Source organism: Planctomicrobium aquicomposti (assembly GCF_051466325.1).
In the GTDB taxonomy this organism is placed as follows: Bacteria; Planctomycetota; Planctomycetia; order Planctomycetales; family Planctomycetaceae; genus Planctomicrobium.
In genome coordinates, this window is the sequence record NZ_CP195792.1 from 1,012,819 (window position 1) to 1,033,788 (window position 20,970).

Annotated in this window: 17 protein-coding genes; 6 read left to right on the forward strand and 11 right to left on the reverse strand. The window is 60.5% G+C overall.

Annotation, left to right across the window (positions count from 1 at the left end):
• Window positions 1-47 precede the first annotated feature (47 nt).
• The 4 genes from SH664x_RS03850 to SH664x_RS03865 all read right to left on the reverse strand — a co-directional run bounded on the left by SH664x_RS03850 (window position 48) and on the right by SH664x_RS03865 (window position 5,861).
• Entirely contained in the window at window positions 48-524 is a 477-nt protein-coding gene (locus tag SH664x_RS03850) for a hypothetical protein (protein WP_437205197.1), read from the reverse strand.
• Window positions 525-573: 49 nt separating this feature from the next.
• Window positions 574-1,626, reverse strand: a complete 1,053-nt coding sequence (locus SH664x_RS03855) for a hypothetical protein (protein WP_437205199.1) — start codon at window positions 1,624-1,626, stop codon at window positions 574-576.
• Window positions 1,623-3,644, reverse strand: coding sequence for a hypothetical protein (locus tag SH664x_RS03860; protein WP_437205200.1), 2,022 nt, complete (start codon window positions 3,642-3,644; stop codon window positions 1,623-1,625). Before SH664x_RS03860 ends, SH664x_RS03855 begins: the two co-directional genes overlap by 4 nt.
• A 678-nt stretch (window positions 3,645-4,322) precedes the next feature.
• Window positions 4,323-5,861, reverse strand: coding sequence for a HEAT repeat domain-containing protein (locus SH664x_RS03865; protein ID WP_437205202.1), 1,539 nt, complete (start codon window positions 5,859-5,861; stop codon window positions 4,323-4,325).
• Window positions 5,862-6,473: 612 nt separating this feature from the next.
• Between SH664x_RS03865 and SH664x_RS03870 the strand changes: the two genes are divergently transcribed.
• Together SH664x_RS03870 and clpX are read left to right on the forward strand one after the other, a co-directional pair.
• Window positions 6,474-6,776: a hypothetical protein gene (locus SH664x_RS03870; protein WP_437205204.1), complete on the forward strand. Its 303-nt coding sequence runs from the start codon at window positions 6,474-6,476 to the stop codon at window positions 6,774-6,776.
• A 227-nt stretch (window positions 6,777-7,003) separates the two neighbouring features.
• Window positions 7,004-8,275 carry an ATP-dependent Clp protease ATP-binding subunit ClpX gene (clpX, locus tag SH664x_RS03875; protein ID WP_437205205.1) on the forward strand — a complete coding sequence of 424 codons (1,272 nt, stop codon included), beginning with the start codon at window positions 7,004-7,006 and terminating at the stop codon, window positions 8,273-8,275.
• Window positions 8,276-8,606: 331 nt separating this feature from the next.
• On the opposite strand, the gene SH664x_RS03880 is transcribed toward clpX, so the two are convergent.
• The gene (locus SH664x_RS03880; RefSeq protein ID WP_437205206.1) at window positions 8,607-9,479 is read right to left on the reverse strand and encodes a menaquinone biosynthetic enzyme MqnA/MqnD family protein; all 873 of its coding nucleotides are present in this window, start codon (window positions 9,477-9,479) and stop codon (window positions 8,607-8,609) included.
• Between the two features lie 327 nt (window positions 9,480-9,806).
• Here SH664x_RS03880 and SH664x_RS03885 point away from each other — a divergent pair, with 327 nt between their 5' ends.
• The 3 genes from SH664x_RS03885 (at window position 9,807) to SH664x_RS03895 (ending at window position 12,339) form a co-directional block, all read left to right on the forward strand.
• On the forward strand, window positions 9,807-10,295 hold the full coding sequence (locus SH664x_RS03885) for a hypothetical protein (RefSeq protein ID WP_437205208.1): 489 nt from the start codon (window positions 9,807-9,809) through the stop codon (window positions 10,293-10,295).
• Between the two features lie 135 nt (window positions 10,296-10,430).
• A complete protein-coding gene (bufB, locus tag SH664x_RS03890; protein ID WP_437205210.1) occupies window positions 10,431-11,366 on the forward strand; it encodes an MNIO family bufferin maturase in 936 nt (311 codons plus the stop codon).
• Window positions 11,367-11,391: 25 nt separating this feature from the next.
• On the forward strand, window positions 11,392-12,339 hold the full coding sequence (locus SH664x_RS03895; protein ID WP_437205212.1) for an HvfC/BufC N-terminal domain-containing protein: 948 nt from the start codon (window positions 11,392-11,394) through the stop codon (window positions 12,337-12,339).
• On the opposite strand, the gene SH664x_RS03900 is transcribed toward SH664x_RS03895, so the two are convergent.
• The 3 genes from SH664x_RS03900 to SH664x_RS03910 form a co-directional block, all read right to left on the reverse strand.
• Window positions 12,255-14,750: a hypothetical protein gene (locus tag SH664x_RS03900; protein WP_437205213.1), complete on the reverse strand. Its 2,496-nt coding sequence runs from the start codon at window positions 14,748-14,750 to the stop codon at window positions 12,255-12,257. The genes SH664x_RS03895 and SH664x_RS03900 overlap by 85 nt on opposite strands.
• A 96-nt stretch (window positions 14,751-14,846) precedes the next feature.
• Complete coding sequence (ald, locus tag SH664x_RS03905) at window positions 14,847-15,953, reverse strand: alanine dehydrogenase (protein ID WP_437205215.1); 1,107 nt, start codon at window positions 15,951-15,953, stop codon at window positions 14,847-14,849.
• A 285-nt stretch (window positions 15,954-16,238) separates the two neighbouring features.
• Window positions 16,239-16,574: a ComEA family DNA-binding protein gene (locus SH664x_RS03910; RefSeq protein ID WP_437205217.1), complete on the reverse strand. Its 336-nt coding sequence runs from the start codon at window positions 16,572-16,574 to the stop codon at window positions 16,239-16,241.
• A gap of 77 nt (window positions 16,575-16,651) precedes the next feature.
• Between SH664x_RS03910 and SH664x_RS03915 the strand changes: the two genes are divergently transcribed.
• Window positions 16,652-17,002, forward strand: a complete 351-nt coding sequence (locus tag SH664x_RS03915; protein ID WP_437205219.1) for a hypothetical protein — start codon at window positions 16,652-16,654, stop codon at window positions 17,000-17,002.
• A 167-nt stretch (window positions 17,003-17,169) separates the two neighbouring features.
• Here SH664x_RS03915 and SH664x_RS03920 read toward each other — a convergent pair whose 3' ends face one another.
• The 3 genes from SH664x_RS03920 to SH664x_RS03930 all read right to left on the reverse strand — a co-directional run bounded on the left by SH664x_RS03920 (window position 17,170) and on the right by SH664x_RS03930 (window position 20,776).
• The gene (locus tag SH664x_RS03920) at window positions 17,170-17,991 is read right to left on the reverse strand and encodes a hypothetical protein (protein ID WP_437205221.1); all 822 of its coding nucleotides are present in this window, start codon (window positions 17,989-17,991) and stop codon (window positions 17,170-17,172) included.
• Between the two features lie 379 nt (window positions 17,992-18,370).
• Window positions 18,371-18,961: a hypothetical protein gene (locus SH664x_RS03925; protein WP_437205222.1), complete on the reverse strand. Its 591-nt coding sequence runs from the start codon at window positions 18,959-18,961 to the stop codon at window positions 18,371-18,373.
• 660 nt (window positions 18,962-19,621) lie between these two features.
• Window positions 19,622-20,776, reverse strand: a complete 1,155-nt coding sequence (locus SH664x_RS03930) for a peptidylprolyl isomerase (protein WP_437205223.1) — start codon at window positions 20,774-20,776, stop codon at window positions 19,622-19,624.
• Between the last annotated feature and the right edge of the window lie 194 nt (window positions 20,777-20,970).

Below are 20,970 nucleotides of genomic sequence, written 5' to 3' on the forward strand. Positions count from 1 at the left end.
GGTTCCTGTTGTTTCCAGTTCAAGCCTTGGCAAGTCTGCCGAAGAATTTACGACAGCACGAATTTTTCATCCGCCAGCGAGTGCCCTTCCAGCGCCGACTTCCTGGACCAGAATTCGTCAATCGAGTTCAGTTTGCACGACAGGTAGCAATCGGGGGCCAGTGAAACCGGCTTGTTGATGTGGCGGGACACGGCGGCTTCGATTCCGCGCCGATCGAGTTCATGGCGTGGGAGTACCATTCCGACTGCCGGAGGCTGCATCGTCGACGGCTCGCAGGGGACTTCCGGTTCCGGGGGGAGATAGATGGCCCCCGTTCCAAAGTCGATCGCAAAAGCAATCAGGCCGGGAACCACGAGCAGGAGAGTTGTCAGGCCGTCGAGCGTGACGACCTTCCAGTCGATCCTCCCGGCGGGTTGTCCGCGACGTTCGGGGTGCATAAACGTGCCGCAGCCGGACAGCACGGAGAGCGTGCTGCCAGTCAGGACGACCTGGAGAAAATGACGACGCGTGTTGACGACAGACATTGATCACCTTGAAACAGACATTGATCACCTTGAAAAGGTTGGGGTCAGGTCAGCCAGCCGCAGCCATGGAGTTGTGGAGGACAGGCTCTTCGCCCGCGATCAAGGTCGCCTTGATCAGTAGCCCTCGGGCGACGGAGTAAGGATCAAACGTGGCCGTCCGCAGATCGTGAATCTGCAGCGGCAGCCCAATGAGGCGGATCGCTTCCGCGACCAGCTCGAGGAAGCCGGTCAGTCGACAGGCTCCGCCGGAGATGACCATGGGCAGCGGTTCCCGGCAGATCGGGTGAGAGCACCCGGCGATCTTGCGCTTCATGCTGGTGAATGCCGCCAGCAGCATCTCTTCATACGAATTGGCCAGCCACACTTCATCGGGCTGGGTCGGTGATGACAGCGAGATTTCACCGCTGCGCAGCCAGCTTTGCAGGCCGGCGAAATCGACATAAGCATTACCGGTTTGATCCCAGAGGTACTTTCTGCGGATGTGGGCAAACCGTTCCAGAACATCATGCGAGCCTCGGACATTCCGGCACTCAAGAATCGGCTGCGACAGGTGTGCGACGGCCAGCGTGACTGATTCGGCTCCGATCGTCAGGCCGATGCCGGTAAACTCCTGCTCTTCCAGTTCCGCCAGTGTCAGCGCCGTGGCGGGATGCTGAATCTCGGTCTGGTAACCGCGCAGCTCTACGATGTGCTGCAGGAACCGTCCTGTGGCCGAGAGACTTCCCGATTTCGGTGTTTCTCCTTTGGGGAGGACCAGGCAGCAGGGGGCCCCTGCACTGCTCGTCGACGGGAGCAGCGAGTCGATCATCCACGCGCAGACCTGTCGTGTGACCGGATCCTGCGTCGGGAGTTCCCCGTTCGGGAGCACGGGGATGATGGGACGTGACAGCAGTCGGGAGATTTCGTGCGCCGCTTCCCCCATCACGACCAGGGAACCATTCGTCACCGAGTAGTTGATGTGCGACTGTTCCAGCAATCGACGTTGTGCCGGGTTGTCATCGACGATGGTGTACACAGCCGGGATGCGGCGGGCGATCAGGCGGTGATCCTGCCGTCGTAACGAACGAAATTCACTACTCCCCAGATCGAGGCCAGCGGTCATCCACGTTTCTCCGTTGCAAGTGATTGCAGCGCCCGCTCCAGTGGGCTGCGGGTCGACCCCTGTGGCTGCTGTGGGTCGGGCTGCACGATGTCATAGATGTCTGCTTCCACTGCGACCTCCAGCGGAGGAGCCGCTGCTGCCGCAGAGAACTTTGGATTCGGGGCGACCGGGATTCCCGCTGTCTGCTGTCGCAAGAGACGTTCGGCGATCGGCGCGACGTTCTGTGGGACGACCGGAACAGGCGCGTCGGACACAGATGCGTCAGGCTGTGAGGCAACAGGCTGTGAGGCAACAGGCTGCGGTGCTGGGACGGCGGCCTCTGATCCAAGTCCGCTGCGACACGCTTCCCGAAGTGCCTGTCGGAGCGCCCGTTCGTCTCCGGTCGGATGTTTCAACTGGGGAGAGGTCTGCCGTGCAACCCGTTGTGGGGCAGCAAAATGAGGGGCAGGGATGGAATCGTGTGTCGTATCCAGTCTCAGGCGGCGATGGCCGATGGGCGTCCCGTGCATCGACAGTTGAGGGGGGAGCAGCGGTGGTTCCTCGATGACCGGCAGTTTGCGGCTCAGCAGGCTTTGAATGCCAGAGGAAACGGGCTCGTTGACGACAGCTGGCTGAGGAACGGGAAGCGGTCTGTGAACTTCTCGTTCGAGCTGGGGCTCGGCTGTCGAGCTGGAACTCGTTCCACTGCTGAGATAAAGCCGGGCGATGACACCGATGACGGTGAGACCACTGACGGTCAGCAGAAAGCCGATGACCATCGGCCACGGGGATTCCTTGACGGACGGTTCCGCCGCGGTCGCTTCCTCTGCTTCGGCCTCCGCCAGCAGACTGTCCACATCGACCCTGGAGGCAGGTGCCACCGCGGGGAAATCGACCTGTGCCACCCGATAAGGTTCCGGAACGTACGGTGGTCGGTTGGAAATCTCGGGGGAGGGGAACGTCACCTCAGCCTGAGCCGGTGCGTGAGCCGTTTGCGAGATGCTCCTCGGCCGGGGATCCAGCCGGATCACATCGGGACGATGTCCTGCCGGCTCGTAGGGGGCCGGGTCGTGGACGGCGGAGACCTGCGATGCCATTTCGACCGGAGCAACGGGCTGCGGCCGTTCCAGCTCGATTGTCGGGGCAGGCGCTGCCGCGATCGACGGTTCCGGCAACACGGGAGCGAGAAGCGGTGCCGGTGTCATCTCGAGGTCGAGATCCACGCTTGCGGCACGGACAGGTTCCGGCTGAGCAGGCATGGCTCCGGCCGCCGTCGTGATGGTCACGGCAGCCGGCTCCATTGGTGGCAAACTTGCTGCCGCAGGAACAGGCTGATCAAGATTCACCGGTGGATGATCGAGGTCGACCACCGGCGGAAAGCTCTGCAGTGCGAGCACGGAACGGTCAACGTACTTCGATTCAAAAACGAGGACGCTTCCGGGGACGAGATCCTGAGTGGCAGCTCGACCTGTCGGATCGATGACCTTGATATAGGTTTTGAGGTTGGGGTGTTGAGGCAGTCGCGGAAGCAGGTCATTGACCGTGCGGATGGCAGGCGAGAGGGGCAGCACCAAAGGACGATCAATCAGCCCCAAACAGGCAATGGCTGTAAAGTCGTCCGCTGCCGGAGGAGCTCCATCGAGTGTGGGGCGGGCACTGACGACCAGCAGATCTCCAGCGAGGACCTGATCGTCCGGTCGAGACTGTCCGGGTGTGTACAGAATCTGAAGTTTGGAAGATCCATTCCTCAGGATGCGGACGGTGGGAAGTGCGTTGGGCTGCAAACCGCCCGCGGCAGTCATTAAGGTTTCTAATGGGAGTTTGCGGGCCTCTGACTGAAACACTCCCGGAGCGCGCACCGCTCCCACCACGGTGTAATAGGGGGAGGGAGCTGCCGCATTGTTCTCCAGAACGCGAATGCTGGTCGTCGCGGGAGCGCGAGTCTTTCCCGCGTAATTCTGCGCGTGCGCGTGGGCAGCGGCTGTCAGACTGGCCACGAGCGACAGGGCGAGCCGGAGTTTCCAGGAATTTGGCGACATGCTGCTGTTCGTCCGTGAGCTCAGCGAAAAATGAAGCACAACTGATCAACTCATTGTCATCGGCAAAGTCGGAAGGGGAGATGACAAGAAATCGCGTCAGTGCAGACTTCTGGCTGAAGTTTCAGTAACGGCGATCAATCGGCCTGCTTCCGCTCGTCACACGCAACAGTCGGGGTCGGCATGATTTGCCGGTGCCTGTGGAAGTCTGATGAGTTGAAACGCTGCCGAAGATCAGGGAGGTGAACGAATGGGGGACTGCAGCCCGCAGGAAATGGTTCCGGAGAGATCCGGGAGGTAGGTTCTGTTTTGTCTCGCCGCGATCGTGCTGATGTGAAACAAAGCATCGGCTGGGTGTCTGTCAGAGCAGGGCCTGGCCGAAGCATTAGACGAACACGAGACTGCGGATATATGGCTCCCCCGCAGACGACGTCAACCCGGATTTGAGCGGATGATCCGGCCAGCGCCGGTGAGAAAGACCCGGGTTGAGTGTTCGTGAGTGGAGCAAAGAAGTCGCGAGAACTCGTCGGGTCACTGCATGAGCCCAATAGAAAAACAGGCGGAGAGTGATCTCTCCGCCTGTTGCGAGTTTCCGTGAGATATTGCGGCCGAATCCGACCGACTGCAGAAGCTTCCCGTGTCGTAGCAGGAGGCTCGATTGTCGCTTCTGCCGACGAGCGACTATTCCCGCAGGCAGGCCAGCGCCGTCGAGGCGGCATCTCGCACTTCGAGAGTATCGTGAGCGGCACAGCGCTCCAGATCCTGAAGGGCGAGTTCCCCATTCTTGCCGAGACCCCCGAGGCTGAGTGCTGCGGCAGCACGCACATCGGCCTTCTCGTCGTGGAGAGCCTTCACCAGAGCCTTGGCGGCATCGGCCTGCCAGACACCGGTGACGGTTCCCAGTGACACCGCGGCGAACCAGCGGGTGTCTTCACTCTTGTCCTGGAGTGCCCCGGTCAAAACAGCGACCGATTCCGGATCATCCGGCGTAATGCGGATGAGTGCCTCGGCGGCATGCAGACTGGTAATTCCCTGGCCACCGTTTCGCAGGGTCACCAGTTCATCGGAGGCTTCCATCGCTTCGGGGCCCATGCGACCGAGCAGGTAAGCGGAGAGCCGCACGACTTCGTCGTCCTTGTTCCCCAGCTGGGCTGCCAGTGTTTTCACCGACTCCCACGCGTCTCCGGAAATATCCCGCAACACGCCGGCGGCGTTCACCGCCACGAGCGGATTTTCATCGGTCATCAAAGCGTGAACAGCGAGTGAGGCCCCCCGGGCAGCTTCCCCCTGATCGCCCAGTTCCAGGAGTCCGGCGATCCGTTCCTGAGGGTCAGTGCTTTCCAGCTTGGCAACGGCGGCCTGCAGGTGGGGCGGAATTTCTTCGCAGAGATTGGACAGCCGCGTCGGCGTCCAGTTGTCTTCGATCACCGTCGGATCTTCACGCAGCACTGTCCCCTTGGCGGCCACGCTGGGTGTCTGGGCGGAAGCGGGTGTGATGGTGGTCTTCCAGACGTCATCCGTCTGGACGGCATCCCCCTTCACAGGCAGATCAGCAGCCGCTGCCACCGACTTGTCCGAGGTCGCAGATTTCCATTCGGCCTGGTCGTGATCGGCCTGAGCCACAGCCGGCTGTGCAGGGCGAGCTGCGGGCGTTTCCGGAGCCGCTTTTGCCGGAGTGGCGGTCGGTTTCTCGGACTTGGCAAGAGTCTCGACTGCCGGTGTTGTCGTTGTTTCTGCGGGGACAGCGGGCTTCTGGGTGGCTGCCGGCTTCGCAGATTTCCCCGCTTTGGCCAAAGCCTGTTGCGGCTGTTCTGCGCCCCTCTTTTCCGGCATCGCGGGAGGAGTGCGGGTCTTCGCAAGTGCTGCCGGGCTGCCAATGGCAGGTGCATCGCTGGGGAGCGCGCTGCCAGGCTGCAGATTGGGCCGCCCCTTGGCAGGCACCCCTTCGATTCCGCGCTGGGCGAGCATGTCGAGCCGATGACGTGCCTCCTGGTCCTGAGGATTCTGAGCGAGAACCCGCTCATAAATCACATAGGCCATCTGCGGCTGACCATCCCGTTCATACTGCTCGGCCACCGACCGGAGTCGTCGGGCCCGCGCTTCGGCTGAGGTAAAGTTCTTGTCGGGACGGCTCATCCACGAGAGTGGACTGGCACAGCCCGCCGCAGTACCCAGCAGCAAAGGCGCCAACAGTAACGAGACCTTTGAGAACTTTCGCATCCCTGTCCCCCCAAGGGAATGCTCCCCCGAGCATTCCAGACACGGTGGTTCTCATCGCCCCCCACCGTAAAACAACGCGCATCTGTCCGTGATGCGGTCTGCGAAGTGTGTATCGGTTGAGGCTTTCAGCCCTTTGAATTGAAACGCAGGAATTCCGCAGGGGCTGCTGGCAAATCCGATCGGGCTGCCCGTAGAGTCAACGGGTCTTAACAGCGGCCCGGAAATTTGGCGGAAACGGCGATTGCCGCAATGTTTGGTCAAGAAGCTGATTTCGCCCGCAAAGGTGGCCGGCCGAGTGCTTCAAATGACTCCCCGATTCTCAGGAGCGCTGAGGCGGTCGCAGTAGCGCCATTATTATGGTGTCCGCATTCCATCGTGATCTCGGCTGCGGCGATGCAGGGCAGCAAGCGCAGGACAGGGGAACTTCGATGGTGATCAGGTCGCCCTGCAGGGCAAATGTCATTTCGTCCGTGGGACTTTGAAAAACCTGCAAGAGGCGTCGAAATCCTGTCGAAAACGGTTCCGGCAAATGCGACCGCTTTCATGGAGGTCAGGTCTTGTCCTGCCCCAAAAAACGGCGGATAATGCCGAAAGGTTCACAGGCAGGTGTCTATGCTCGCAGCTCAAGCCTCCGCAAAGCTCCAGGAAGTCCTGAATCAGTCCACTCTGGTCTGGATTGGCCTCGGAGTTGCTTTCATCGTCATGGCAGTGGTGGTGCATAGGATTCGTGCGTGGTGTCAGGGTAGTAATGATCTTGCCGACACGTCCGATCAAATCGTGGAGCAAATGGAAGAATTGAACCGGCGGGGTGACTTGTCGGACGAGGAATTCCGATCCATCAAGGGTCAAACTTTGGCGCGACGGCAACAGAACATTGCTGCCGTAATTCGAGAACAGTCCAAACGTCCCACCTGATCTGTTCGCGGAAGCGTCAACGGCATTGTTGGCCCATCGAATTCCCCGCCCATCACTTCCGCGGGATAGCGTTTCATCCTGATCGCTCACCTGTAGTTGTACTGTTCCCTGTTTCCGTTCATGATGACGATCCAGATATTAATCGCTCGCGGCCGAAACATGGAGGTGGCGGCGAGTATGGCAGACGTGGCGGTCCCGTCGCGCACGACAGCTTTAAAGGGTTCTACATGACCTCCAAGGATTCCAATTTCGGTCGCAAGAGTTCTGGCAAGAAGAACGCGAACTGTTCCTTCTGCGGCAAGAGCTATCGTGATGTCGGCCCCCTGGTCGAAGGCCCCGGAGATGTCTACATCTGCGGCGAGTGCATCGACCTGTGCCAGTCGATCCTGGATCAGGATCGCCGACGCCGTGGTGAAAGCAAGAAGCTGTTCCAGAAGGTGCCGACTCCTCGCGAAATCGTGGCCCATCTGGACCAGTACATCATCGGCCAGACGCACGCCAAGAAGACGATGGCGGTCGCCGTGCACAACCACTACAAGCGGTTGATGCTCGCCGAAGATGTCGACAACGAAGTCGAAATCGAAAAGTCGAACATCCTGTTCATCGGCCCGACCGGTTCCGGCAAGACGATGCTGGCCCGTACGATCGCCAAGTTCCTGCAGGTCCCGTTCGCCATCGGAGATGCCACGACGCTGACTGAAGCGGGCTATGTGGGTGAAGACGTTGAGAACCTGCTGCTGAAGCTGCTGCACGCAGCCGACTTCGAAATCGAAGCCGCTCAGCGGGGGATCATCTTCATTGACGAACTGGACAAGATCGGCAAGACCAGCCAGAACGTCTCGATCACCCGCGACGTTTCCGGCGAAGGGGTGCAGCAGTCGCTGCTGAAAATGCTGGAAGGGACCGTCTCCAACGTCCCGCCGCAAGGGGGACGCAAGCACCCCGAACAGCAGTACATTCAGGTCGACACCAGCAACATCCTCTTCATCTGCGGCGGAACGTTTGTCGGACTGGAGAACATCATCGCCAAGCGGCTCGGCCGCAAGATGATCGGCTTCAGCCAGGATGCCCGCAGCGAAGAAGAACAGCGTCGGGAACTGCTGCGGCATGTGACCGTGGAAGACGTGCTCGAGTTCGGCCTGATTCCCGAACTGCTCGGTCGTCTCCCGGTGCTCAGCACTCTCCGGACATTGACCGAAGACGAACTGATGGCTGTGCTGACCGAGCCGAAGAACTCGCTGGTCAATCAGTACCGCAAGCTGTTCGAAATGGAAGGGGCCGAGCTGGAATTCACGCAGCCGGCGCTGAAAGAAATCGCCCGCATCGCCCGTGCCAAAGAGACCGGGGCCCGTGGACTGCGCAGTGTTGTCGAGCAGGTCATGTTCGACATCATGTACGAACTGCCGGAACGTGAGAAGGGGCTGCGATACGTCATTACCCCCGAGATCGTTCGCGGCGAAGAAAAGCTGTTCAAGACTGACGGCTCCGCAGCTGCTTAAGTCGCGCGGAATTCAAGCTCTCTTCCGCAAGGTGGTCGAACCTGTTTCGGCCACCTTGTTTTCGTTGGGGCTCAGCGGGTTGGAGACGATTCCCGCCCAGTTGCGTCTTCAGAAGATATTCGCTTTTGATGTGCCTGTTCTCGTTACGCGGGCACAGGCAAGAGTCCCCTGCTCGAGCCCACAGTCACCCGGCGCAAAGTCACCCGCCTTGCTGATCGCCAGCAACGGCTTCGTTCGCCTGCCCCGAGCGAGTCATTCTCTGACCAGACGTTCCGCTGTGCATGGCGTGGACGGCCGATCAAACTGGACTTCCCGGATTGCCGGCCGCGACTCAGTGCACTGCAATCATCGAGCTCGTTGACTCGATCGCTTCATCCATGCCGCGGAAAGCCAACGGGCGATCTGCTGCGAATCCCCGCTGGGCAGCCAATTCCCGGAACAGACGCAAGCCGGTCCGTTCTGCAGGCCCGAGCGTGAAATGCAGGTTCCGCTTCAAATAATTGAGAGTCAGGTCATAGGGGAGTTGCAGCTGGTTCGCCCCTCGCTCTGCGACCGCTTCAATGTTCTCCACTCCGGCATTACGGGCGGCCGAGAGCTGTTGTTCCACATTCTGCAGTTCCGTCCCCTTACGGGTGACCCACATGGCGAAAACGAACGGCAAGCCGGTCCAGTGGACCCACTCTTCACCGAGGTCCCAGACCGTATGGAACTTTTCCGCCGGGGGAGACATCGCACGGTCGCCGATCAGCAGTACGGCATCGGCGTTAGTGTCCTGGAAGGACTGGCCGAGTGGCAGCTTCTGAAGCGATGGCCGTACGCCGTATCGCTCGTCGAGCATGATCTGCACCAGTGCAGCGCTGGTGCGTGAACCTTCATCCAGGGCGAGCGTCGTGATCTCACCCGGAGGGACCCGACTGAACAGCTTCACGCTCATCACGGGACCGTGCGTGGCGATGCACGCATCGGAGACGATCTCGTAGTCCGGATCGGAAAACGACTCGACCGAGGGGATCAGTGCGACATGCAGTTTCCCCTTGGCCAGATCGTCCGCCAGACGACTGGGGTAATCGAGAACGAGATCGGCATCAGGACAGAGGTCCGCCAGCCCCTCGATCAGAGGTTTGCTGTTCAGGTAGCTGACAGCACCAATCCGGATACGCGAGCCGGGCCAATCCCTTTGCGGTGCGCGATTTGTATCGATCATCTCTGCTGATTCCTATCTGCCGTTCGTCATTATAGGACCCATCCGCCGGCACGCAATCTCGGTCGAAATTCCCCCGGATTGCCGCAGTCGAATGTCGGGGATTCAACCGCGAATTGCGGAGCAGAATCACCGGAATCCTGCCACGTCTCGCAGAAAAACCGAATGCGGGATTTTCCCCGCGCGGGCCCGGTCGACCACTGCGGATTTCCGGTGGCAACGTTGCATTGCGGCAGCAACTTTGCCACGCTGCACGATGCGGGACTTTTCATCCCGTCGCCGTGACACAAACCGTGGCACGTGTGGACCAAACACGACACAGGAATGCTCATGTCGTCTCCCTCCTGGAATCGTCGCGACTTTCATCGCCTTACTCTTTCGGCCGTGAGCGGCCTCGTCGCCGGCTCGCTGGCCGGCTGTCCCAAAGGTTCTCCGGAAGGAGGCAGCACCACCGGTCAGGAAGCGACACCCGCTCCCGCAGCAACGGAATCCACAGCCGTGGCCGAGCATCGCCTGCTGCGAGAACCTCACGTCTGTCGGGGATTGAATACCTGCAAAAATCAGGGAGCCAGCAAAGAGAATGCGTGCGCGGGGCAAGGGACCTGTGCCTCGGTGGTCGCGCATAGCTGCGGCGGCACGAATCAGTGCAACGGCCAGGGAGGGTGCGGAGAGCATCCGGGCGAAAACAGTTGTAAAGGCCAGGGGCATTGCGCTGTTCCGCTGATGGACCACGCGTGGGGCTCTGCTCGGAAGAACTTCGAGGCCGCCATGAAGAACGCCGGGAAAACATTCGGCGAGGCCCCTGCTGCCAAGTTGTAATCGGCCTGGAGAGAGGATTGGCCACTCACTGCGCCGATTGAGCTTTCGAGGTGAGCGGTGAGTTCCGTGTGTTGAAGACGGGTCGCCAGAAAATTCAGTATGCTTCCGTCGTCACGGTGCCTCGGTCGGATTGCCATGAAACCGCCACGTCTGGGTTATCCGCATCTGGGGTTCGGCATCGGTCTGCGAACGCGGCACTATCAACACATCCTCCGCCAACAGCCGCCCGTCGACTGGTTTGAAGTTATCTCGGAAAACTACATGTTCTCGCAGGGACGGCCGCGCGTCGTCCTCGAGCAGATCGCAGAGCGCTACCCCGTGGTCATGCATGGGGTGTCATTGTCGATCGGCAGCAGTGATCCGCTCGACTTCGATTACCTGCGGGCGCTCAAATCGCTGGCAACGGCGATTCAACCCTGTTGGGTTTCTGATCATCTCTGCTGGACGGGAATCAACGGCAGAAACTCACACGACCTGTTGCCCATCCCCTTCAACGAAGAAACGCTGCAGCACGTGTCGGAACGGGTCAAAGTCGTGCAGGAATTTCTAGAGCGCCGACTCGTGCTGGAAAACCCCAGCAGCTACGTCACGTTCGCCAGCTCCACGATGTCGGAAGCGGAGTTCCTGCGCCGACTGGCGGAAGAGACCGATTGCGGCCTGCTGCTCGATGTGAATAACGTGTATGTCTCCAGCGTCAATCACCAGTTTGACCCGTATGAGTATATTGAGAGTCTCCCGCATCACCGGATCGTGCAGGTGCATCTGGCGGGACATACCGATCTGGGAACCCACTGCATCGATACTCACGACGGTCCGGTGATCGATCGGGTCTGGGAGCTGTATCGCCGAACTCATCAGTTGACGTCGGGTGTGTCGACGTTGCTCGAGTGGGATGCCCGGATTCCCGAGTTCGATGTCGTTCACGCCGAGGTGCTGAAGGCCCGCCGCTGTCTCGAAGGGAATGATCAGACGACGTCCGACAGCATTAGAACCTCACGACCGGAACGGGCTGAACAGGCTCGCGTCGCGATTCCGCACCCTTCAGTCCGGGTCTCTGTGGAAGTGGAATAGCACCGCGCGCCGCAATGATCGTGTCATGATGAATTCTTCTCCTCAATCCCGTGCGGATCTCTCCTCGTTGCAGCGTTGGATGCTGGCGGTGATCACGCATCCCGGAGGAGTCGAGGCCGGTGTGCATTCTCCTGTCGCCCCAGGCGAACTCCCGGTCGCGTCCGACAGTCTGGAACAGGTGATCAATCAGTCACCAGAATGGAGCAGCGCGGAACGACTGGCGGTCTATGGCAATGCCTACTTCGCCCGGTTGATCGAATGTCTCGAGGACGAATTTCCTGCGACGCTGATGGTTGCGGGCAAAGAGGCGTTTGCCGGGCTGGTGGTCGGATTTCTGCAGGCGCATCCCCCTGTGAGCCCGACACTCGGCGACCTGGGAACATCCTTCGCCAGCTATCTGGCCGAGACTCGTCCCCCCCGGGAGGGTGACTCCCCCGACTGGGCCGACCTGCTGATTGACGTCGCCGGGCTGGAACGTCTCTACAGCGAGGTCTTTGACGGCCCGGGTGAAGAAGACCTGCCGCCGTTTGACGTGGCGAGACTTCAGACGGTGCCGGCGGAGGAGTGGCTCCGTCTGCGGATCGTGACGGCCCCTTCGCTGCGGCTGACCGAGTGTCGTTTCCCCGTGCAAGATTTGATTACCGCGGTCCGGCAGCAGCAACCGATTCCGGCAATCACACCGGAACCGACCTGGCTGGCCGTGAATCGTCGCGACTATGTGGTCCGTCGCTCTCCACTGAACGCGATTCAGTATCATCTCCTCTGCAATCTTCAACAGGGAGTCCCTCTGGGAGAGGCACTGGAGCAGTCCCTGCTGCACAGCCCTCAGTCTGCTGAAAGTCTGGTGGATGACTTGCGTCACTGGTTTCAGCAGTTTGCCGCCGACGGCTACTTTGTCGACTTCTGCGTGGAGAGTTCCTGCCAGAGTGCATCACCCCGCGCCTTCAATTCCGGTGACCCCATCGCGGGATAAAGCGTCCGGGTCACGGTCAGCAGCTTCAGGGCTCCGGCGGAATCCTTCAAATCGCGAGTCAGTTCAATCAGGTGCAGACGGGCATCGATCCAGGCAGCGGAACCAGCTGGTTCCAGTTTCTCAAGTTTGCGCCAACCCGCCTGCGCGTGCTGCAGGTCGACCGGTTCACCCAGTTCCATCTGAATCCGGATCAATTCCCGAAGTAAGCGTCGATTGGTCGGGTCGGCGTTGCAGAGGGCTTCGTAGCGCTTGGCGGCCTCGAGGAGATCGCCACTGGCCCGATGTGCTTCCGCAGTGCAGAGGTCGAGTTGATGTTGCTGCTGCGCGTTGAGTTCTCCGCGCCGGAGCGTGATCTCCTGAACCGCGAGCCGTTGCAGCGAACCCAGTTCCCGGCGGCGTTCGGGATCGATGCTGCCCGTCAGATCGGTCAGCCCCGACAGGACCGCCAGCAACTCGTTCGGGGATTGATTGCGGAGCTTCCCCAGAAGTTCGCGCGCTTCCCCCAGTCGCGACTGGGCGGCAAGCGACAGCACTCGCAGTTGAGTGGCCTTGGTCTGAATGTGACGCCAGGGTTCTGCCGCGGCAGGGTCGGTGCGGGTTTCGCCATTGGGAGAATTCCCCTTCGTCAGCCGTTCCAGAAAACGGTCTTCATCAGCATCCGGTTGAGGAGCGGCGGCCAGCAGCAATTCGGCACAGCGGAGCAGAATTTCTCCCTGCTGAGGAGTCAGCGGGGAGTCGACACTCACAAATCTGCGTCCAATCTGTCGGGCATCGGCCTGCGCGTGTTCCTTCCACTCGCCCCCAGAGGGATCGGAAGCGGGCCGCCTCAGCATATGGTCATCGATCTGCAGAACTCGCAACTCCGCAGCCTCGCGACGAGCATGATCAACGGGAATTGTCCGATAGTGCCCGGCAGCTGCCGGCCAACGTGCCTGCTGTTCGGCGTGCGCAGCCAGCATCCAGACCGCTTCCCACCGGGTCGGGGAATTGGGAAACGCTGTGGTATGTTGTTGCAGTGCCTCGGTAAATCGATGAGCCTGATCCGCTCCGTCCTTCTCCGCTTGTTGCCCGATGGCATAGATCCGGAGGAGATCCGCTTCCGCCGTCTTGGGATGCTGCGGGAAGTTGGCGACAATCTCCTGAAAGGTGGCTTCTGCACCGGCCCATTGTTCGATTTTCAGCAGGATTGATGCCCGGGTCAGTGCGAATTCAGCCGCCCGATCGGGGAGTCCCTGGCGATGGGCGAGCATGGCTGCTTTCCCGAATTCTTCGATGGCCTCTTGCGTGCGTCCCGATTGCCATGCGCCGCGGCCTTTGCGAATCGCGGTGGAGAGTTCGGCACCGAGTAAGGCATCTTCCTCCTGTCGCTCGAGTCGGGCCGCGATGAATTGATGCCAGCGACCGGAAGCCTGCGCCCCTTGAGTCCGGGCTTCCTGCAAGTGCAACGCCTGCGCCTGCTGATCCCCTTCGAGGGCGGCACGTTGCCACAGGTCGATCAAGGCTTCGACAGCCACAGCCCGCACTTCATCACTGGCAGCAGCAGATTTCAACCGGGGTTCGAGGAAGCGGTAAGCCTCGTCCGGCTGCCGCTGTGCCAGTTCCTGTCTGGCCCGCTCCGCCAGAATCCGGTCGGCGTCCCCCTTCCGGAGTTTTGCTTTCGGCAGGTTTTCCAGAACGGAGACCGCTTTGCGCTGATCCCCCTGAAGCCGGGCTGCCTTGGCCCACAACAGATGGCCTGCCACCGTCGTTTCGTTGTCCGTCTGCGAACGCAGGAGCCCGATCAGTTCCTGCGCGGCGGTGTTCAGCAAGTCCGAACGCTCCTGACCGGGAGGCAGGAGCTCGGCTGCCAGGACTTCGAATTCTGCCCGCTGCAACAGCCAGCTCAGGTTGTCGGCAGGAGGTGACTGGTCCCCGGCAGGAGGAGTTCCGTTTGTCCGCCGGATGAGCTCGTTCAGACGGTCCCTGCCTTCCAGCAAGAGTCCCACGGCGGCGTGACGGGAAAGTTCATCTTCGGGGATGAGGGTCACATTCCAGGCGAGGGTCTTTCCCTGTTCACCGGGAAGCAGGGCCAGTTGTGTCTGCAGTTGCTGGTGTTGTTCCGGAGTGAGCTCGTCGACCGCAAGACTCTGGAGGGTCCGTTCTGCTGCGTTCCAGAGTTCCTTCCGTTGATCACCGCTGCTGGCGTTGCCATGTTCGAGCAAGGTGCGAAACAGCTCGATGTGCAGCTCGAAACGCTGTTCGGGCTTGAGTCCCAGTTCGTTCAGACGGGTCTGGGCGTACTCTTCAGCGAGGACATACAGCCCGCGGCTCCGCAGCCCTGCGAAGTAACGTTGAGAGGTCCCCTCGCCGGACTCAGCGCGCACCGCGACAGTGACGATCGCGATGCCGATGAGTCCGTAGAGGAATCGCATAAGGCTGGTCGCTTCTTCCGGTCCCCGCAGCGTCACGTGTGCTTGATCAAAGCGCAACTCCGCGCGGCGGGGATGGTCGATCCGATCTGCAAACAGTTACGGCTGAAACGGGACGTACGTCAGGCCGAACGTTTCCGCGACCGGTCGATTGGTCACCTGGCGGTTGTGCATGTTGACGGCTTCGATCAGACCGGGGAATCGGGCACAGGCGCCGCTCAGTCCCAGCGTGGCGAGGCTTTGTACATAGGGAAATGTCACGTTGCACAACGCATACGTACTCGTCCGGCCGACTGCTCCCGGCATGTTGGTCACACAGTAGTGGACGATTCCGTCGACAATGTATGTCGGTTCGGCATGTGTTGTCGGCCGGCTGGTTTCGAAGCAGCCACCCTGATCAATGCAGACATCGATCACGACCGCTCCCGGTTTCATCAACTTGAGATCGGCCGCAGTGACCAGATGAGGGGCTTTTGCGCCAGGAATCAGGACGGCGCCGATCACGAGGTCTGCCGACTGCAGTTGCTCGCGAATGTTGTGGCGATCGGAGAAGACCGTGTTCACGTTGCGGGGCATGATGTCTTCCAGATACCGGAGACGCTCCACATTGACGTCCATGATGACGACATCTGCCTGGCAGCCGGCTGCGATCTGGGCGGCATTCTTCCCGACGATTCCTCCTCCAAAGATGACGACCTTGGCTGGCGGCACTCCCGGCACTCCTCCCAGCAGAATGCCCCGCCCCTGTTGCGGACGTTCGAGGTACTTCGCCCCCTCCTGGGCGCTCATCCGGCCCGCAACTTCGCTCATCGGGGTCAGGCAGGGAAGACTGCGATCGGGACCACGCAAGGTTTCATAGGCAATGGCGGTGACTCCCGTATCGAGGACGGCACGGGTCAGCTTTTCATCTGCAGCGAAGTGCAGATAGGTGAACAGCATCTGTCCCGGTCGCAACAGGTCCCATTCCTTCTGCTGCGGCTCTTTCACTTTGACAATCAGGCCGGCATTGGCGAAGACCTCTTCGGGGCTGTCGACCAGTTCCGCCCCGTGCTGCACGTACTGCTCATCACTGATTCCACTTCCGAGGCCGGCCCCCTTCTGCACCAGCACCTTGTGACCGGCACGGGTCAGCTCTTCGACCCCCACAGGCAGCATGGCTACGCGGTATTCATCCGATTTCACCTCGCACGGAATTCCGACAATCATCCCATCATCCTTTAAAAAAATTGTCACACTGACGATGGCAACTTGGCGCATGTCGGGGATCGCGTCAAGGTCTCGTGGTGAGTAATCCGTCGCGAATCGGCACCCTCGAGATTTCGTTCTCCAACCAGCAGGACACGACGGATTTTTCGAGGGGAGATCAACGGCAGTGACGTCTGCAATTCTCGCCAAAGGCTGCGCAGCGGCGCCCGGCTGATTCGGGTGAAGGAACAGGCCGGATGTCGTGTGCTCTGTCGCAGTCATGTCAAAGCGGAGCCTGGGCAGGAATCAATTCGCTCCGGCATTTTTGCCCTGCAGTGTCGGTTGCACCGGGAGCGGGACGCACCGCAGATGAGGGCGGATTGCCTGCATTTTAGCGGGGCCGATTCCCGGAACGCGGTCAATGTCATCAATCGATGCGAAGGGGCCATGCTCTTCACGGTAAGCGACAATCCGTCGCCCGAGACTTTCCCCGATTCCGTCCAGTTGCATCCACTCGACCCAGGTCGCCCGGTTGATGTCAATCTGGAACTCGAACTTCCGCTCGTGAGGGCGGTGGACTTCGATCAGTTGTCCTTCCTCGCGATAGAGTTGCCCGGCCCGCAGTCCAATGCACAGCAGCACAACGGCACCAACCGCTGTGATAAAGATTCGATCAGAACGGCTCCACCCGAAGATCAGCGCTTCGGCTGCCGGTGGGGGTGGGGCTGCCGGTGGGGGTGGGGCTGCCGGTGGGGGTGGGGCTGCCGGTGGGGGTGGGGCTGCCGGTGGGGGTGGGGCTGCCGGTGGGGGTGGGGCTGCCGGTGGGGGTGGGGCTGCCGGTGGGGGTGGGGCTGCCGGTGGGGGTGGCTGCGTTTTCTCCGCAACGGGAGATTCTGTCTGAGGCCGTGCGTCGCTGGATGACGGGAGATTCTCAGCCGCGTCTGTCATCACTTGCCCTCTTGAGATGCCCAGGCCCGATTCTGGAGAAGAGACTGGCCGGAATCAATGCCTCACTCGACCATTTTCCGGTTGGCATCGGCCCCGAACTCGGCGTGCGAAAGGACGTTTGATCATGCGGAAGACGTGCTGCACGGCGACTGAAAAGAACAACTTGCTGTCGTTCCCGGCGTGGACGACTCAGTCGGCTGCTGACGAACCTGAGGTGTCTTGGAGCTGACGCTCGCCCCTACGCAAGAATGGCGGGAGGTGTCGGCTCCGGGACCCTCCCCGGACCGGCTTATGCAGCGGGTTGCCGCGCGGCGCGCAATGCCTGGGCGGGCGCTTCCAGGACCATCTGTAGCTGCGCTTCGGCATCGTCTTCGAGCGAGCCGGAGCGACGGACGTTAAGCCGGGCGCCGAACTTCTGCAGGAGATCGAACTCCGCCATCATCGACTCGCTCCCGTCACATTCGCACCAGCCTTGAGGAGGGGAAGGGAGTGGAGGAGAGAAGGGAAGATGCACGTACGACTGACGGACCCCGGAAGGGAGCCGGATCGTCATGAATCCTTCCAGCCGTTCACCGTCCTGCGAGCGGAAGCGGGTCCAGCTCTGAGTAACCAGATCCTCGGACTCGACGGGCTCCTCCGCTTCCAGATCTTCGTCGAGTTCGGAATGTTCTTCGTCGACCTGATGCCACGGCAGCAGCGAATGCACGTCCCCGACTTCGACGTTCTCTTCTCGAAGGGGCGTGACCGGTGCCGCTACCGCTTCAACGGCTAAAGGTCGTCGGGTATAAGCGAGCATTCCGCCAACCAGACCAAGAATAGCCGTCACTGCAAACAGATTCAGCAGTGCTCCGAAACTGGTCGCGGGGGCAGTTCGCACCAGCATCCAGAGCACCGTGGTCAGAATGCCTGCGGACACGGTGAGGTAGTGCAGAGAGGAGAGGCGGCGGCGGGTTCCGGCTCCTGCGGCGACAGCCAGTGAAGCACAGGCCCAGCCCAGCCAGGATTGAGGACCGGCCGTGGCCACACAGAGTTCCAGCAACGCACCCCCTCCGCCGATGCACAGCAGCGCGAGCAAGACTCGTTGTCCTGTCGTCAACGGGGTGTGTGGCATGTCGACCTCCTGCGAAGCGGATGCAAAGCGGGGGGACTATGCCAGAACAGGCAGAATGTGGCAATCTCGATCTGGAAGACCAGTCTGCAGCGGGCCAAGGGAGCGCAAGTCGAGCAGGTTGCTCTTTCCAGTGCCCGCGCAGCAAGTGTTTCGTCTGGCGAAATACTGATTTTCGCGTGTCGAGGACGGGGCAGTTCAAATTTCTGAGTGCTCTCGCTCGCACGGTCAGAGAGCCCTGTGAAAATGCAAAACCCCCGGTGACCAGCCGGGGGCAAGCGAAGATTTGTGAGCTGTTGGCTCTTTCACCCCATTTTAAACTGTCCGATTCCGATTTCCCGTGCTTCACGGGGGCAAGCGGATCGTCAGCGATCTGTACCCGTTACGGGGCGGGGGGAATGGACAGCGACGGTGCGGGTGCGGCCGGCGTTGGCGTCGGGGGGACAGCCGGAACCGTTTTCGTCGGTGTGCTCAGAATTGGTGAACAGGTCGGCGCTGGTGAGGCACTGACGGGACTGGTCCCCGTCACGACGGTGGTCGAGGAGACCGGTCCAGAGGTGGCCCCGGTGACAAAGCCACCGCAGGTGCTGGTCGCATAGCTGAGGCCGCCGCCGAAGCCTTTGCCCGCTTCAGAGACCGGGCCATCGCAGGACAGGGCGCACTGGTTCCAATCGCAGCTGTCGCCGTAGTCGGTAAACGCCGAGCCGACGGTCATGGATTTAAAGCCACCTCCCCCGCCCCAGCCCCAACCGCCACCCCAGCCACGGGTCTTCCAGGCCCGCAATCCGCCGAAGTAGTAGCTCTGGTTCAGCGAGCCGAGGGCGTCGCCGACGTCATTCAGCTCAGAAACAACCGCATGTTGAACCTCACTCAGTCCGACGATCATGCCGAGCACGACCAGAGTCGAAATGAGCACCAGTTCCGCGGAGACAATAAAACCGGAATCATCTTTCAGCAGCTGTTGGATCAACATGGCATGTTCCTTCGCTTTTCGGTCCGACCGCGGCGTCAAAAGATCGGGGCCACCTGTGAACCGTTGAGAAGGCGGACACGGAGTGGCCTGATCAGGAAAACCGGTCGGCGGTCGGCGTCCGGTTTTCACAGTGCGAATCGTGCCGGGCTGCAATCCGGAACGTTTCGTGAGTGTTTCAAAAAGTCCGACCGACCAGTTTGCAGCTGATCGGTCGGACACTTCCCCATCACAAGGGAACTCGAGCGGTGACAGACCGGGATCAGCGGTCGGAGCGGTCGTGAACGACCTCGTCACCACTCGTTGCATGAATAAGAAGATCAGCGGAAGAGTCGCTGTAATCGTTGTTGTCTTGGCGATTGACAGAATCAGCAGAACGCGCGCCGTCGGAAGAATCGGCTTAATCGCTACAGGTTGCCACTGCGGCGTAAGTGTCTGGCATGAAAGCGGATGTGTGAAAGCTCGTTTTGGGTGTTGCGGCCGGTTGGGTGGGTTGTGACGATTGTTCTGTTCAGCTTGGTTGACGCGATGTTGCCGGTTGTGTTGATTTTGTCGAGCGCGAGGGCTTGGCCACATCCGATCGAATTCACTCAGCGCAACAAAAAAGCCCCCGACAGTCTGTCGGGGGCTTTGGGGAGTGAGATTTGGGTCTGCGTGCATCCACTACCGGGTTTTGCTTCCCTGAGGGGCTTTCGCAGTCGGGCTGCCAAAGGGGGCGTCGACGTTCCCCATCGGCCGCGCGGGCATTTCGCCAGCGGCCGGTTTCACCGTCTGGGCGGGGGCTGGGACGGCCACTCCGCTCGTCTGTTGGATCATCTTTCCGCCGGTCGACTTGTTCGTGAGGAAGTTGTCGACGCGGGCCTGGTCCTTGACCCCTTCAAAGACTTTCGCCACGGCAACCTGGGTCTTCTCTTCCACGAGCTGGTTATAGAGTTCATTCCAGACCGTGCGGATGTCAGTCACGACCGGTTCCGTGGTTCCTTCACACTTCAGGATCACATAGTTCTTGTCGACCTGAATCAGCGGTGACACTTCCCCCGGCTTGAGCTTGAAAGCCTGCTCTTCGATCTGTGTGTTGGTGCCGTGGCGGCGAATCGGAGGAATCACACCACCCAGAGGGCGGGTGTTGGGATCGGCGGAATGTTCGCGGGCAATTCGCTCGAAATCGTCCGGATTGTCGACGCATTTCTGCCAGATTTCATTGGCCTGACGGATATTGCCGTCGACGAGAATCAGCCGCGCCCGCACACGCGGTCCGTAGTCCCGTTCGAAGCCGATCTGCATGTCTTCTTCGGTCACCTCGACCTGCTGGCCAGCCAGCTTCTTGAGTGCCAGCATCGGGAAGATGATGTCATCGTGATACTGATCGCGGCTGATGTTTCGCTCGGCTTCCAGCATTTTGTACCACGTTTCCAGTGGCAGGTTGAATTTCTTGGCGGTGTTGATGACTTCCTGCTCGACTTCAGCCTTGCTGACGGTGACACCTTTCTTGTCGCACTCCTGCTGAATGATCAGCCGGTTGATCATGCTGTCGAGGACTTCCTTGCCGTGGCGGTTGACGCATTCGCGTGCGACCACGTCGTAGGTAATGGCCTGATTGTTGACCTTGGCCAGTACGCGGGAAGTCGGATTGCTGTTGAGGGTGGCCCGACCGGACTCCGGCTCGGCGGTCTGCGAGGCAGCCGGGTTGGCGCGGAAGAACTGGAAGCCTACGCCGGCACCAATCAGCAACGTGGCTGTTCCCAAAATGATCGAAGCCAGTTTCTTGCGCGACGGTGTCGCGGTGCCGCTGGTTGGCGAGTGCATCCGTTCACTCATGGTTCATGCTCCGCACAATGTTGAAAGGTGAAGGCCCTCAGGCAATCAATCGAACAGGGGGTGAGTAGCAACACTTGCTGCGTGCCGCGAACGTCATGCGGCCTGCCCTGTCGGGCGATTTACAGAAAATCTTAAAAAGGGGTCAAGATCAATCGCTGTTTTGCCGAGGGCTGCCCGGGCAATTTGCAACAGAC